This is a genomic window from Pseudomonas sp. H9, assembly GCF_004353925.1.
Classification (GTDB): Bacteria; Pseudomonadota; Gammaproteobacteria; order Pseudomonadales; family Pseudomonadaceae; genus Aquipseudomonas.
This window is the reverse complement of the sequence record NZ_SMOK01000002.1, coordinates 19,345-32,598: the sequence shown is the minus strand read 5'-3', so window position 1 is coordinate 32,598 and position 13,254 is coordinate 19,345. Positions and strand designations below refer to the sequence as shown.

Annotated in this window: 10 protein-coding genes; 4 read left to right on the top strand and 6 right to left on the bottom strand. The window is 60.6% G+C overall.

Features of this window, described 5'->3' with window-relative positions:
• Positions 1-8: 8 nt before the first annotated feature.
• The 3 genes from E1573_RS00150 to E1573_RS00140 all read left to right on the top strand — a co-directional run bounded on the left by E1573_RS00150 (position 9) and on the right by E1573_RS00140 (position 2,712).
• Positions 9-656: an alginate O-acetyltransferase AlgF gene (locus tag E1573_RS00150; protein ID WP_133209409.1), complete on the top strand. Its 648-nt coding sequence runs from the start codon at positions 9-11 to the stop codon at positions 654-656.
• A 33-nt stretch (positions 657-689) separates the two neighbouring features.
• A complete protein-coding gene (locus E1573_RS00145) occupies positions 690-2,141 on the top strand; it encodes a mannose-1-phosphate guanylyltransferase/mannose-6-phosphate isomerase (protein ID WP_133209407.1) in 1,452 nt (483 codons plus the stop codon).
• A gap of 106 nt (positions 2,142-2,247) precedes the next feature.
• Positions 2,248-2,712: a multidrug transporter gene (locus E1573_RS00140; RefSeq protein WP_133209405.1), complete on the top strand. Its 465-nt coding sequence runs from the start codon at positions 2,248-2,250 to the stop codon at positions 2,710-2,712.
• Positions 2,713-2,783: 71 nt separating this feature from the next.
• On the opposite strand, the gene E1573_RS00135 is transcribed toward E1573_RS00140, so the two are convergent.
• The 3 genes from E1573_RS00135 to E1573_RS00125 form a co-directional block, all read right to left on the bottom strand.
• Complete coding sequence (locus E1573_RS00135; protein ID WP_133209403.1) at positions 2,784-3,644, bottom strand: hypothetical protein; 861 nt, start codon at positions 3,642-3,644, stop codon at positions 2,784-2,786.
• Positions 3,645-3,678: 34 nt separating this feature from the next.
• Positions 3,679-6,807, bottom strand: coding sequence for a YadA family autotransporter adhesin (locus tag E1573_RS00130; protein WP_165957273.1), 3,129 nt, complete (start codon positions 6,805-6,807; stop codon positions 3,679-3,681).
• Between the two features lie 103 nt (positions 6,808-6,910).
• Entirely contained in the window at positions 6,911-8,515 is a 1,605-nt protein-coding gene (locus E1573_RS00125; RefSeq protein ID WP_165957272.1) for a response regulator, read from the bottom strand.
• A 157-nt stretch (positions 8,516-8,672) separates the two neighbouring features.
• Here E1573_RS00125 and E1573_RS00120 point away from each other — a divergent pair, with 157 nt between their 5' ends.
• Positions 8,673-9,497, top strand: a complete 825-nt coding sequence (locus tag E1573_RS00120) for an SDR family oxidoreductase (RefSeq protein ID WP_133209397.1) — start codon at positions 8,673-8,675, stop codon at positions 9,495-9,497.
• Positions 9,498-9,506: 9 nt separating this feature from the next.
• On the opposite strand, the gene E1573_RS00115 is transcribed toward E1573_RS00120, so the two are convergent.
• The 3 genes from E1573_RS00115 to E1573_RS00105 all read right to left on the bottom strand — a co-directional run bounded on the left by E1573_RS00115 (position 9,507) and on the right by E1573_RS00105 (position 13,157).
• Complete coding sequence (locus tag E1573_RS00115) at positions 9,507-10,568, bottom strand: HlyD family secretion protein (RefSeq protein WP_133209646.1); 1,062 nt, start codon at positions 10,566-10,568, stop codon at positions 9,507-9,509.
• A 31-nt stretch (positions 10,569-10,599) separates the two neighbouring features.
• Positions 10,600-12,141, bottom strand: a complete 1,542-nt coding sequence (locus tag E1573_RS00110) for an MFS transporter (protein ID WP_133209395.1) — start codon at positions 12,139-12,141, stop codon at positions 10,600-10,602.
• 110 nt (positions 12,142-12,251) lie between these two features.
• Entirely contained in the window at positions 12,252-13,157 is a 906-nt protein-coding gene (locus E1573_RS00105; RefSeq protein WP_133209393.1) for a LysR family transcriptional regulator, read from the bottom strand.
• Positions 13,158-13,254 lie beyond the last annotated feature (97 nt).

The window sequence follows — 13,254 nt, the reverse complement described above, 5'->3', positions numbered from 1 at the left end:
TAACGCACATGACCACCAAGCACCGTATTGCCAAAGCCTTTGCCCTGACTGCCGGTATGAGCCTGCTCTCGCTGCAGGCCTGGGCCGGCGCCGATGCCGCCCTGTACGGCCCGAGCGCGCCGAAAGGTTCAACTTTCGTACGCATCTACAACGCCAGCAACCAAGCGGTCAGCGCCAGCGTCGGCACCACCCAAATCAACAACGTCGCGGCCCAGGCCAGCAGCGATTTCAGCTTCATGCCGCAAGGCGACTACAGCGCCAAGCTCGGTAGCCAGAGCCTGCCGGTCAAGCTCGCCTCCGACCACTACTACACCCTGGTCAACAACGCCTCGGGAGCGCCGCAACTGGTCGAGGAACCACCGTTCAAGAACAAGCAGAAATCCCTGGTTCGCGTACAGAACCTCAGCAACCAGGCCCTGACCCTGAAAACCGCCGACGGCAAAACCGAAGTGGTTAAAGCGGTGGCCGCCAAGGCCCGTGGCGAACGTGAGATCAACCCGGTCAAGGTCAGCCTGGCCCTGTATGAAGGCGACAAAAAAGTCAGCGACCTGAAGCCGGTGGCGCTGGAGCGCGGCGAAGCAGCGGTGCTCTACATCACAGGTTCCGGCGACGCGCTGTCGCCGGTCTGGGTCAAGCGCCCGGTATCGACCCGTTAATCAACTGCCTATTTCAAACTTCGGAGAACACTCATGATTCCAGTCATCCTGTCCGGTGGTAGCGGTTCGCGTCTGTGGCCCCTGTCGCGCAAACAATTTCCCAAGCAGTTCCTGGCCCTGACCGGTGAACACACCTTGTTCCAGCAAACCCTGTCGCGCCTGGTGTTCGAAGGCATGGACACACCGATCGTGGTCTGCAACAAAGACCACAAGTTCATCGTCACTGAGCAACTGCAAAACCTGAAGCTGGAAACCCAGGGCATTCTGCTTGAGCCGTTTGGCCGCAATACCGCACCGGCAGTCGCGCTGGCGGCGATGAAGCTGGTCAATGAAGGGCGTGACGAGTTGATGCTGGTGCTGCCAGCCGATCACGTCATCGACGACCAGAAAGCCCTGCAACGCGCCCTGGCCCTGGCAACCGTGGCCGCCGAACGCGGCGAGATGGTGCTGTTCGGTGTACCGGCGACCAAACCGGAAACCGGCTACGGCTACATTAAATCCAGCCAGGACGCGCTGCTGCCCGAAGGCATCAGCCGGGTCGCACAGTTCGTGGAAAAACCCGACGAGAAACGCGCCAACGAATTCGTTCAGGCTGGCGGCTACTTCTGGAACAGCGGCATGTTCTTGTTCCGGGCCAGCCGCTTCCTGGAAGAGCTGAAAAAGCACGACCCGGACATCTACGACACCTGCCTGCTGACCCTGGAACGCAGTGCCGAAGACGGCGACAACTTGAGCATTGATGACGCCACCTTCGCCTGCTGCCCGGACAACTCCATCGACTACGCAGTTATGGAAAAAACCCAACGTGCCTGCGTGGTACCGCTGAGTGCCGGCTGGAGCGACGTGGGCTGCTGGTCGTCCCTGTGGGACGTGCACGAGAAAGACACCAACGGCAACGTCACCAAAGGCGACGTGGTGGTCCAGGACAGCCGCAACTGCATGATTCACGGCAACGGCAAACTGGTTTCGGTGATCGGCCTTGAGAACATTGTGGTAGTCGAGACCAAAGACGCCATGATGATTGCCCACAAAGACAAGGTGCAAGGCGTCAAACAACTGGTCAACACCCTCAACGAACAGGGCCGCAGCGAAACGCAAAATCATTGCGAAGTGTATCGGCCGTGGGGGTCCTACGATTCGGTGGACATGGGCGGCCGTTTCCAGGTCAAACACATCACGGTCAAACCGGGCGCCAGCCTGTCGCTGCAGATGCACCACCACCGCGCAGAACACTGGATCGTGGTATCGGGCACCGCTGAAGTGACCTGCGACGAAAATGTGTTCTTGCTCACCGAGAACCAGTCCACCTACATCCCGATTGCCTCGGTGCACCGTTTGCGCAACCCCGGCAAGATCCCGCTGGAGATCATCGAGGTACAGTCGGGCAGCTACCTGGGGGAAGACGATATCGAGCGTTTCGAGGATATCTACGGGCGCTCGACGCCGATTGAGCGAGGGATTTCGGTCAAAACCATCGCGCAGTAACCCCTATCGCGGGGCAAGCCCGCTCCCACCAGACCGGTGGGAGCGGGCTTGCCCCGCGATACTTTTTGGTTAGGATAAAAGCACCTCCGTAACCAAGGCCTCGCCCATGATCATCGGCGCCCTGCTCATCCTCACCTGGCTGGTGTTGCTGCTGCGCTACCCTGCCAAAGCCCTGCCGATTTCCCTGGCAGCCATTTTCGGCCTGGGCCTGGTGGCTCTGTGGGTAGTCTGGCAGGACAACCGCGAAACCCGCCAACTGGCCCGTCTGGACCTGCGCCTGACCTACGCCCCCGAACAGTGCCCTGCCGACCGACCGCTACGCGTGCACATGAAAAACGGTAACGATGTGCCCCTGCAAACCTTGCGCTGGCGCGTTGCCGCCTACGCCCCTGGCGACAGCGTCAACCTCAGCGAAAACACCTACAGCGCGCCGCGCTACCGTGGCCCCGGTGAGTTGCAGCCTGGTGCCGAGTGGAGCGACTGCCTGCCGTTGCCGCCGCTGCGTTCAGGATATCGTCCGCAATCTTTAGAGTTTCATGCTGAACAACTACGCGGCAGCTTCAGTAACTAATAATGTAGGAGCGGGCTTGCCCCGCGATTGCTATGTGACTGACACACCGCAATCGCGGGGCAAGCCCGCTCCTACCGGATACGCTCAACAACAGCATCCGGGTAATAGGCAATTTTCAGGGTACGACGCTGCCCCATCAGTTGCCCCTCGCCATACCACGTGATGTTGTCTTGGCGCAGTGTCATACCATCGTTCCCGTACACATACTCGCCACCATTGGACGTACCAAAGGCGAAGCGTTCATTGTCCAGACGTTTGAGTTGATACTGAGTACCAGGCAGCGGCATCTGCTCTTTGGCGCGTTTCAGGTAGGCCGGTGCCAGTTCGGAAAACAGCTCACGAGCTTTGGCTTGATACTGTGCGCTAGTCAGACCCGGCGTTTGCTGCAGCTTCTCAGCAATCAGCGAGAAGTACTCGGCGTCAGTGCGGGCCAACGCAATCCGGAACGCCATGACCTCTTTCAGACGACGCGAATCGACCTGAAGCTTGCCGTCTGCACCCTTTTGCGCCGCGATGAAATCATTACCATCGACCTGAATAAGCGGAGCCGTCGCCAGAAACGCGGCACAGGCGATCTCCTGACCCTGGTGATTACCGCTGACCAACAGCGCGGTCACCCCGCCCTTATTGATCAACGATTCACGGGTCTCGCCGCTGGCACTGACAAACCGGTCGACATCGCTCTGTTTCAATTCATCGCGAGCCAGGCCGCAAATTTGCTGCATAACCGCCGGGTTGCGTTTGCCATCCACCAACGGCGACATGCTGAAAAGCGCGTTACGGATCACCGGCAGCGCCGGATACTCCAAGATCCCAAGCGATTCAACATTGGCCTTGCCGGTGCTGACGGCATTCTGCGCGGTATTGTTGCAGCCGGCCAGCAGGCAGAGCGCAAGCAACAGGGTGGTCAGCCACTTGCTGGAAGTATTCATGATTCACTCCTTACGCTTAAGGGGATGGAAAAACTCACCACTGGTAACCGACCCCGGCGGCAACACCGGACTCGCCTTGGCTGGTTGCACTGCCTTGCAGTTTGATGACCCATTTGCCGTTGTCAGTAATCTTCGACACGCCCACTGCCAGCGCCCCTTGGCCACGAAAGTTGCCAAGCCCGACAGAAGTCATGCTGGCGCCTGGCGTATGAGGCTGTGGAAGCGTGGCCATGGCCATTGCACCGGCGATGCCTGAGCTGAGGATGTCGTCCTGTTTCTTCAGATCGTGGCGCAGCGCGTTGTAGCGAGAATCGGTGTAGTCGTAGAACTGGTTGGAAATGTCTCCGATGCTCTTCTGCAACTGGCCGAGGTTTACGGCATCAGTCTTCACGGTACCGGCAGCCACGTTGGTGATCTGCCGTTCGCTGCCAGCACTGCCCACCGAGACACTGTTGTCGCGCTCGGCTACCGAGTTGGCACCGACGGCGACCGAGTTACGGGCGCTGGCCTTGGCGTTGGAACCGATGGCAGTGCTGTTGTCACCTGCCGCTACCGCTCCGGCACCACCGGCCACCGAGTCTTTACCGACAGGCTTCGGTTTGGCCAGTTGACGGGTGTTATTGACCTGGAACATGCCATCGGTGCCGTTCTGCACCTTGGTGACATTGCCCTCGACATGGGTTACCCGGTTGTCGAGGTTGGTGACGTTTTTGGTGACGTTGGTCACCTCGGTGTTGACCTTGCTGATCGAGTTGTCGGTGTAGTGCTTGGACTCCGTCACGGCACCGTCGAGCTGACGCAGGTTGACGGCATCGGTGGCCTCTTTGCCGTCAGCGACGTTACTGAGGGTGCGGGTTTCACCTTTGGCGGCGTTGCCTACCGAAACAGTCCCGACGCTGGCGTTGGCCGCGCCAGAGTACTTGCCGGTATAGTTTTCGGCACCACGACCGTTATCACTAGCGCCTTGCCCAAGGGCCACGCTGCCGTCTGCGGCAGCACTGGCGCCATCACCCATCGCGACAGAACCCTTGCCGCTGGCCTGAGCGCTCGGCCCGACGGCGACGGAATCAGTGCCACTGGCGACCGAGTCAGCCTTGCTGGAGTTGGCGTGGAAATACTTGATGCCAGCGCCATTGTTGATGTTGGTGATGCTGCCTTCGACGGTGGTCACGCGACCATCGATGTTGGTGACCTGGGCGTTGGTCTCGTTGAGCTGAGACATGTTCACCGCATCGCTGTCACTGACACCCCGGGCAACGTTGGTAATCCTGGTACCACCGACCTTGGTGACGCTGTTGTAAGTGGTGCCACCCAGGGTCACGTTGTTGTAGTTGACGGTGCCATCGCCATTGAGGTCGTACTTGACCGAACCCTCGGTGGAGGCAGCCGTGACTTTCTTGAGCTGCGCGACGTTCACCGCGTCGGTATCGTCTGCACCGGCCGACAGGCCAGTTACGCGACGGTTACCGATGTTGACTTCGCCCGTGGCGGTGCCGCCCACCAGATAGGCCTGGTGCCCGAGGGTGCTGCCGTTGGCGACAGAACCGGCACCCAGGGCGACGCTGCCGTCATGACTGGAAACCGCGCCCATGCCGATGGCCACCGAATCCACACCCGTGGCAGAAGAATCGCTACCGGTCGAGTTGGCATGGAAATACTTGGTGCCGGTGTTGTAGATGTTATCGATGTGGTTGCCGAGGTTGGTCACATTACCCTGCAAGGTGGTGACGTCGCCTGTCACAGTCGTCACACGGCCATCAAGGTTGGTGATATTGGTGGTGTTGACGTCCACTTGCTGATTGGTCGCATACAACTGCGAGCCGTTGATCGCGTCGATAGAGTTTGCGTTAACCGCACCCGCCGCCACGTTGGTCAGCATCTGCGCATTGCCCGGCGCACTGGCATCACCACCGGCGGCAATCAGCGACAGCAAATCGGTGCCGGTGCGCTGCACCGGGCCGAGCGTGCCGTTGCTGATGTTGGTGGTCATGTTGTTGATGTTGGTGGTGTTCTGGCTAACCTGTTGGTTGGTTGCACTCAACTGCGAACCATTGATTGCATCGGTTGAGCTGTCACTGATATCGCCTGCTGCGACGCTGGTGATCTTCTGGTTGCCCGCGTCGATACCGTAGGTGGTCACGCTTGGGCCGCCGAGAATGGTCAAGCCATCATTGTTGATCGTGGTATTGCCGGTGATCACCGACTCGAATACCGGATTGTCAGCCATCTGCAGCTGCAGGTTGCCGTTGCCATCCACTTCGGTTCTCAGGTTGGAACCCGAGTAACTACCGGCGGTAGACTCCGCACCTTGGATGATGAAGGTCTCACCCAATCTCTTCTCAACCGCGCCGGCATTGCCAAGGAACGTAATCGGGGTGTTGGCCAGGTTGGTAACATCGCCCTGCAAGGTAGTGACATTACCTTCCACAGTGGTCACACGACCATCAATGTTACTGATATTGGTGGTATTGGCCTCCACTTGCTGATTGGTTTCATGCAACTGCGAGCCGTTGATAGCGTCGATGGAATTTGCGTTGAGTGCACCCTGCGCCACGTTAGTCAGCACTTGCGCGTTACCCGGCGCAGAGGCATCACCGCCCGCTGCAATCAGTGACAGCTGATCCGTGCCGGTGCGCTGAACCGTGCCGACCGTACCGTTGCTGATGCTGGTGTTCATGTTGTTGATGTTGGTGGTGTTCTGGCTAACCTGTTGGTTGGTTGCACTCAACTGCGAACCATTGATTGCATCGGTTGAGTTGTCACTGATATCGCCTGCTGCGACGCTGGTGATTTTCTGGTAGCCCGCGTCGATACCGTAGGTGCTCACGCTTGGGCCACCGAGAATGGTCAAGCCATCATTGTTGATCATGGTGTTGCCGGTGATCACCGACTCGAACACCGGATTGTCAGCCATCTGCAGTTGCAGGTTGCCGTTGCCATCCACCTCGGTTCTCAGGTTCAAGCCCGAGTAGTTACCGGCGGTCATGGCTGTCCCTTCAATGAAGAAGAAATCGCCCAGTTGCTTCTCCACCGAGCCGGTATTGCCGACGAAGGTAATCGGCGTATCGGCGATGGCGTCGCCGAGGAAGGCAGCACTGAGAGCGCCAAGGGCGAACAGCGCGCTGGCGCGGCGCAGGAAACACGGCTTCGAGCGGGTGATCATGATGGCAACTCCGGCAGTGGATCGAGTTGCACACATGCTAGGGAGAGGGGGCGCTGAGCGAACTCAGAGTCCTTCAGGCAGCGCTATCAGAGTTCTTCGCTAGTCAGCGGGCGGTGGCCATGAGCAATTCGAGCTCGAAGGTAACGACAGCTTCGTTTTCAAGGCGTTGATAGTTGAAATGCCCGCCCAGTTGCTCTGCCAGATGCTCGGCGTGGCTGCGGTCTATGATGCTGTCCAGCGCCATCTGACCGTTGATCTGCAGATGCGCCAGCAGTCGTCCGTTTTCTCGCTGCGTCATACTCAGGCGCAGCAGGGTCGGCGCATCGTAATCGCTGTGAAACAGTGCCAGCGCGCTGTTCATCCATTCCGAAAACAGCTGCACGTCCACCCAGACCCAATTGGCGCTCGGAGCGGACAGGGTCAACAGACTTACCGCCTGCCCGATCAGGGTGCGCTCGATCAAGGCGCACAACTCACAGGAGACTGGCAAAGGCGCTACCTGGGCATCCTCGAGATCGCAAATACGCCGTAGCCGCGCCAAACGGTCAGCCAGCGCCGCAAGGCCCGGCGTTGCCGGGTGCAGTTCCATGTTTTGCAGGCGTACGGCAAGTTCAGTGAGCGACGATTTGTACAGGTCGGCCCGCTGGCGTAACTGCGCCTCAGCGGCCAATGCGCGATCGCGAAGCTCGATCAAATGCCCCTCGCTGGTGGTGATGTCCTGCAAGCCTCCCAACATACCGGCGAAATGACCGTTGGCATCGCGATACGGCACCATCCAGAAATGCAGCACACGCGGCTCGCCAAAAACCTCGACGCGGTTGCTCACGGAAACCGGAACGCCCTCCTTGACCAATCGCTCAAACATCTCCGGCAGCCGCTGCCGTAACGAGGCTGAGAACCAGCGCGCGTCGGCAAATCCGGAGTTCAGCGCCTCTTCTGCGGTGATGTGGTAGTAGTCGAGGAAGCGCTGGTTGCAGAACAGCAGCGTGCCGGTGGTGGTGCGCACAAACATCGGATTGGGCGAAGCGTTCACCAGCTCACGCAGCATGCCCAACTCCAGCGGCAACACGTCTGCCACCATGGCGCCAGCACTGTTCTCCTGCCCGCCCACCAGGCCATTGCGCCGTGCGATTTCGGCCAGTTCCACATTGGAGCCAACGTGCAGTTTTTCGAGCAGATGGCCCTTGTAGGTGCTGACGGTCTTGAAGTTGATCCGTAATTGCTCGGCGATACTCAGGTTGGAGTGACCTTCGGCAATCAGTTTCAGTACCGCCAGCTCGCGTGGTGTCAGGCTGTCCAGCTCACCGCCACTGCCCGGCAACATATGATTGCGAGCAAAATGCGCGCGTCCGGCCAACACATCGCCAATGGCCTTGCGCAGCTCTGAAAGGTCCTCGTCTTTGCTAACGAAGCCACTGGCCCCTGACTGGAAGCACAGCGGTGCAAAATGTTCCGGATTCTGCCGGCTGTAAACCAGCAACTTCGGCGCTGGGTCACGCGCCTTGAGGCGGCGCAGCAGGTCGAGGCCACCTGCGCCGGGTAGCGCCATTTCAAGGATGACCAGCTCGGGGCGCGTCTCTCGCGCCAGGGTGAGTGCCGAAGGTACATCAACAGCCTCGGCGCCAATGGCATGCCCCATACTTTCCAGCAGGCCCCGCAGCGCGCTGCGTACGATTGGGGTCGGGTCCACGAGCAGCACAGTGGCCACATTCCATCCTCCCTTGTGGAAACTTCTCTGCGCAACAAGCATAGGTGACTGGGAAGCTGCAAGCTGCAAGCTTGAAGCTTGAAGCTTGAAGCTTTCCAGTCTTCGGGCGAGCTGCGTATGATCGGGCTTCCTCACCCTGCGTCGCGAAGGATCGTCCATGCCCATCGTACTGATCACCGGTTGCTCCAGCGGCATCGGCCGCGCTCTGGCCGATTGTTTCAAACAGGCCGGCTATGAAGTCTGGGCGACCGCCCGCAAAGCTCACGATGTGGAGCGTCTGCAGGCTGCGGGGTTCACCGGCCGCCAGCTGGACGTCAACGATGCCCAGGCCCTGCAAACCCTGAGCGCGGAGATCGAAGCGGCCCATGGCGGTCTCGATATTCTCATCAACAACGCCGGTTACGGCGCCATGGGCCCGCTGCTCGATGGTGGCGTCGAGGCTATGCAGCGCCAGTTCGAGACCAACGTGTTCGCTCTGGTCGGGGTCACCCGCGCACTGTTCCCGGCCTTGCGCCGCAACAAAGGGCTGGTGGTTAACATCGGCAGCGTCTCCGGCGTGTTGGTCACGCCTTTTGCCGGTGCCTACTGTGCCTCGAAAGCCGCCGTGCATGCTTTGAGCGATGCACTGCGCCTGGAACTGGCACCGATGGGAATTCGCGTCTTGGAGGTACAGCCGGGGGCCATCGCCACGCAGTTTGCCGACAACGCCCAGACTCAGGCGGAGCAAGTGTTGGCCGCCGATTCGCCATGGTGGCCGTTGCGTGAATACATCCATGCGCGTGCCCGCGCCTCTCAGGACCATCCGACCACGGCCACTGACTTCGCCCAAGGCCTGCTGGCAGCCGTGGCGAAAAAACCTACGCCGACCTTGGTGCGCCTGGGCAACGGCAGCCGGGCACTGCCACTGATGGCCCGCTGGCTGCCGCGTGCATTGCTGGACGCGGTGCTGAAAAAGCGCTTCGGCCTTAGCCGGCCGTTGTAAGCGCAGTGCTCATCGCGCGCTGACCTCGTTACCGGTAGCCAGCGGCGCACGGGTATCGATAGTTGCCACTACCGACATGCCGACGCGTAAGCGTTGCAACAAAGGTTGGTCGGCGTCGAAAACAATCTTCACCGGAATACGCTGCACCACCTTGGTGAAGTTGCCCGTAGCGTTGTCCGGTTTCACCGCAGCAAACGTCACACCGGTGGCCGGTGCGATGCTCTCGACCCGACCGTGCAGGTCTTGGCCGGCAAAGGTATCAACACGAATGTGCACCGGTTGCCCCGGCTGTACATGGGTCAGTTGGGTTTCCTGAAAGTTGCCGACGATGTAGGCCTGTTCCAGCGGCACCACCGACAGCAGCCGCGCACCGGCATTGACGTAGGCGCCAACACGTAGCGCCCGCTCACCGACCATGCCATCGATGGGCGCAACGATGCGCGTATAAGACAGATCCAATTGCGCCCGCTCCAGGCCGGCCTGCGCATGCTTAAGGCCGCCATCGGCACTGTCCAACTGAGCCTGGAGAATATCGACCTGCTTGCGCGCCGCTGTCAGTGCCGCTTGCGAGTTGGTCAGCTGCGCGGTGGCTTGATCGACACGGCTGCGCGCTTGCTGGGCGTTTTGCAGGGTATCGGCACCGATCTTGGCCAACCGGCTGTAACGGGTCAGTTCCTGATTGGCAAAGGTGATTTCGGCCTGGTCGACACGCACCGCTGCCTGCGCCTGGGCGATCAACGACGCCTGTTGCTCAAGGGTCGCCCGGGCATTGTGCTGCTGCGCGGTCGACACCAACAGTTGCGCCTGTGCCGCCGCCAGAGCGGCCTGATAATCGCGGTCATCGATCAGCGCCAGCACCTGCCCGGCCTTGACCTGCTGGTTGTCCTCTACCAGCACCTGAGTAATGAAACCCGCCACTTTCGGGGCGACTACGGTGTAGTCGGCTGACACGTAGGCATCGTTGGTGCTCTGCTCGGAATCCCCCCCCAGCAGCAGCGGCAGGCCTACGCCCAGCAGGCCCGCCACCACAAGTGCGGTAGCGATCAAGGCGGTTTTTCGGTGGGTCGTTATTGTCGTCATGTTGTTCTCTCAGAACAGGAATCTAAGCCACTGCACGGGGTGGATAGATCCGTGTAGGCACAAAAGGAATCAGCAAAATCAGCGCCGCAGCCAACAACGCCATGCACAGGTAAAGGTCGGCTGACGTCAGCACCAGCGCCTGCTCATGGATACGCTTGGCCAGGCCCGGTGCCTGGCTGTCGACCAGGGGTGAGTTACCCAGGCTGTCGACCAGGTGGTTGGAGTGAAAATGGCGACGCAGGGTGGTCAGGGCCTCCAGCACCGCTGTGGCGACCACCGAGGCTAGGCCTTTGACGGTGTTGAACCAGGCCGACGCGAAGGGGCCGTCCTGTGGGGTCATGCCGCCGGTGGCAAGCATCAGCAGTGGCAACACCGCCATCGGCTGGCCAAAGATGTGCAGCATCTGCAGCCAGTAGAAGTTGTCGCGAATCCACTCGCTGGTGAGCTGGCTACCCAGCAGGCTCGACAACGCCAGCATGCCCAGGCCGCAGGCCAGCACCCAGCGACAGTCCACCGCTCGCACGTTGCACAACGCGGCGGTCAACGGCAGCGCTAGCAGCTGTGGCAGGGCCACCACCAGCATGACCGGTGCAGTCTGCGCCGGGCGGTAGCCCTGGATCTGCGCCAGATAGCTGGACGGAATGAGGATCGCCGCAGTGAGCACAATCAACACGCCGAACAAGGTCACCAGAGCGTGGGTCAGGTTGCGGGTTTTGAGCATTTGCAGCTTGAAGAACGGCAATGGCTCAGACCATTCGTTGTATAGAAACAGCACCAGCAGCACTAAACCACCACCCAAAAGCCAGCAGATCAGCGGGGAGCTGAACCAGCCCATGCGGTCGCCCAGGGTCAGGCCAATCACCAGCGAGCAAATCGCCGGCAAGCCCAACAGCACGCCGCGCCAGTCAAACTGCTTGAAGCGCTCCAGGCGCAGTGGGTCCTGCGGCAGGCCCCAGGCGACGCAGGCCATGGCCAGCAGCGACGGCAGAATGATCTGCCAGAACGCCCACTGCCAGCCAACGTACTCGGTCCACAAGCCGGCCAGTGGCGTGCCCAGGTTCGGGCCGAAGGTGGCCGTCAGGGCATAGCCGGCAAGGCCGTAGACCTTGATCCCCGGCGGCAGGAAACGCAGCGCAACGCTCATCAGCATCGGCGGCAAGGCACCTGATGCCAGCCCCTGCAAAATGCGCAGTAGCATCAGGCTCGAGAGGTTCGGCGCAAACGGCTGCAGCAACCCCAACAGGGCGAAAGCGCTGATTGCACAGAGGGTGAAACGGCGCAGGGAAAAGGTCGCGGCCATCCACGGCGAAAAGGCCATGGCCGACACCGACGCCGCTGCATACACCGCAATCAGCCAGGCGCCTTCGTCAGCGCCGATAAACAGGCCACCACGGATATCCGCCAACGATGCCTTGGTGACCATCTCGTTGAGGCCCGCGCACAACACCGCCAGCAACACACCCAGCAGTCCGACGACGATGCGCAGGCCAAACGCACTGGGCGCTGCAGGGCTGGCCGCAGGCGTCGGGGCGCCAGCGCTAGACAGTGCAGTCAACGAACTCATGTAAGACATCTCCGGGGGGAACAACTACCCGCAGAAGTCTATTGAAGGGTCAATGTTGTCGAAAACTGACATATCGGCAGTTTACTAGTGCACTAAACGCAATCCGTGCTTCACGGGCTCTCGCTGCAGCAGGCTTTGAGGGTTTGGCGCAGCCAGCGGTGGGCCGGGTCGTTATCAAAGCGCGGATGCCAGGCTTGCATCACCGTGACCCGCTCCATCGGCAGCGGAATGCGGAATGAACGCAGCGGCAGCCCCAGCTTGGTCACGCTAGAGAGGATGTTGGCCGGCATCGGCAGCAACAAGTCGGACTCGGGCAGGGAAAACATCGCCGAATGAAAACTCGGGGTGATCAGCGCAACCCGGCGTTGCACCTTGTAGTTGGCAAGCTCCAGGTCAATCGGCCCGTTGGCACGGCCACGGCGCGACACGCTGATTTGCGGGTAAGCGGCAAAGCGCTCGGGGGTGATCTCGGCGTCGAAGATCGGGTGATCCTCACGGGCGAGGCCAACATAGATGGTGTTGAACAGGCTCTGCACCTTGATCTCGGGCCCCAGGTCGATGGTCGAGCTGACCAGCAGATCGGTGCGCCCGTCGCGCAGTACCGAATCATCATCGCCGGTGCCCTCCGGCACAAAACGCAGCACCGTCTGCGGCGCCTGCTCATGCATAGTGCGCAGCAACTGCGCGCCATACAGGGCAATGAACAAATCATTGGTGCGGATGTTGAAAGCCCGATCCAGAGTGGCCAGATCGACCTCCTCACGGCTGCGGAACACCAGACCGGCCTGCTCGACCAGCGCCCGCACCTGATCGTGCAGGGCCAGCGCTCGCGGAGTGGGCACCAGTCCACGGCCGGCGCGGACCAGAATCGGGTCGCCGATGGCCTCGCGGATACGCCCCAAGGTTCGGCTCATTGCTGCCGGGCTCAGGTTCATGCGCCGTGCGGCGCCCACCACACTGCCCTCATCGAGCAACGCGTCGAGGGCAACCAACAGGTTCATATCCGGAATCTGCATGTGCAATTATCCTTGGGCCAATAAACAGTGATGTTAACAGCTCGGCTATGGCCGCCGAGTTGCACCGCACGCAACTACACAATGCATGCAACGCCAT

Coding starts and splice junctions, on each gene's coding strand:
- E1573_RS00150 (WP_133209409.1), top strand. CDS start 9: ATGACCACCAAGCACCGTATTGCCAAAGCCTTTGCCCTGACTGCCGGT.
- E1573_RS00145 (WP_133209407.1), top strand. CDS start 690: ATGATTCCAGTCATCCTGTCCGGTGGTAGCGGTTCGCGTCTGTGGCCC.
- E1573_RS00140 (WP_133209405.1), top strand. CDS start 2,248: ATGATCATCGGCGCCCTGCTCATCCTCACCTGGCTGGTGTTGCTGCTG.
- E1573_RS00135 (WP_133209403.1), bottom strand. CDS start 3,644: ATGAATACTTCCAGCAAGTGGCTGACCACCCTGTTGCTTGCGCTCTGC.
- E1573_RS00130 (WP_165957273.1), bottom strand. CDS start 6,807: ATGATCACCCGCTCGAAGCCGTGTTTCCTGCGCCGCGCCAGCGCGCTG.
- E1573_RS00120 (WP_133209397.1), top strand. CDS start 8,673: ATGCCCATCGTACTGATCACCGGTTGCTCCAGCGGCATCGGCCGCGCT.
- E1573_RS00110 (WP_133209395.1), bottom strand. CDS start 12,141: ATGAGTTCGTTGACTGCACTGTCTAGCGCTGGCGCCCCGACGCCTGCG.
- E1573_RS00105 (WP_133209393.1), bottom strand. CDS start 13,157: ATGCAGATTCCGGATATGAACCTGTTGGTTGCCCTCGACGCGTTGCTC.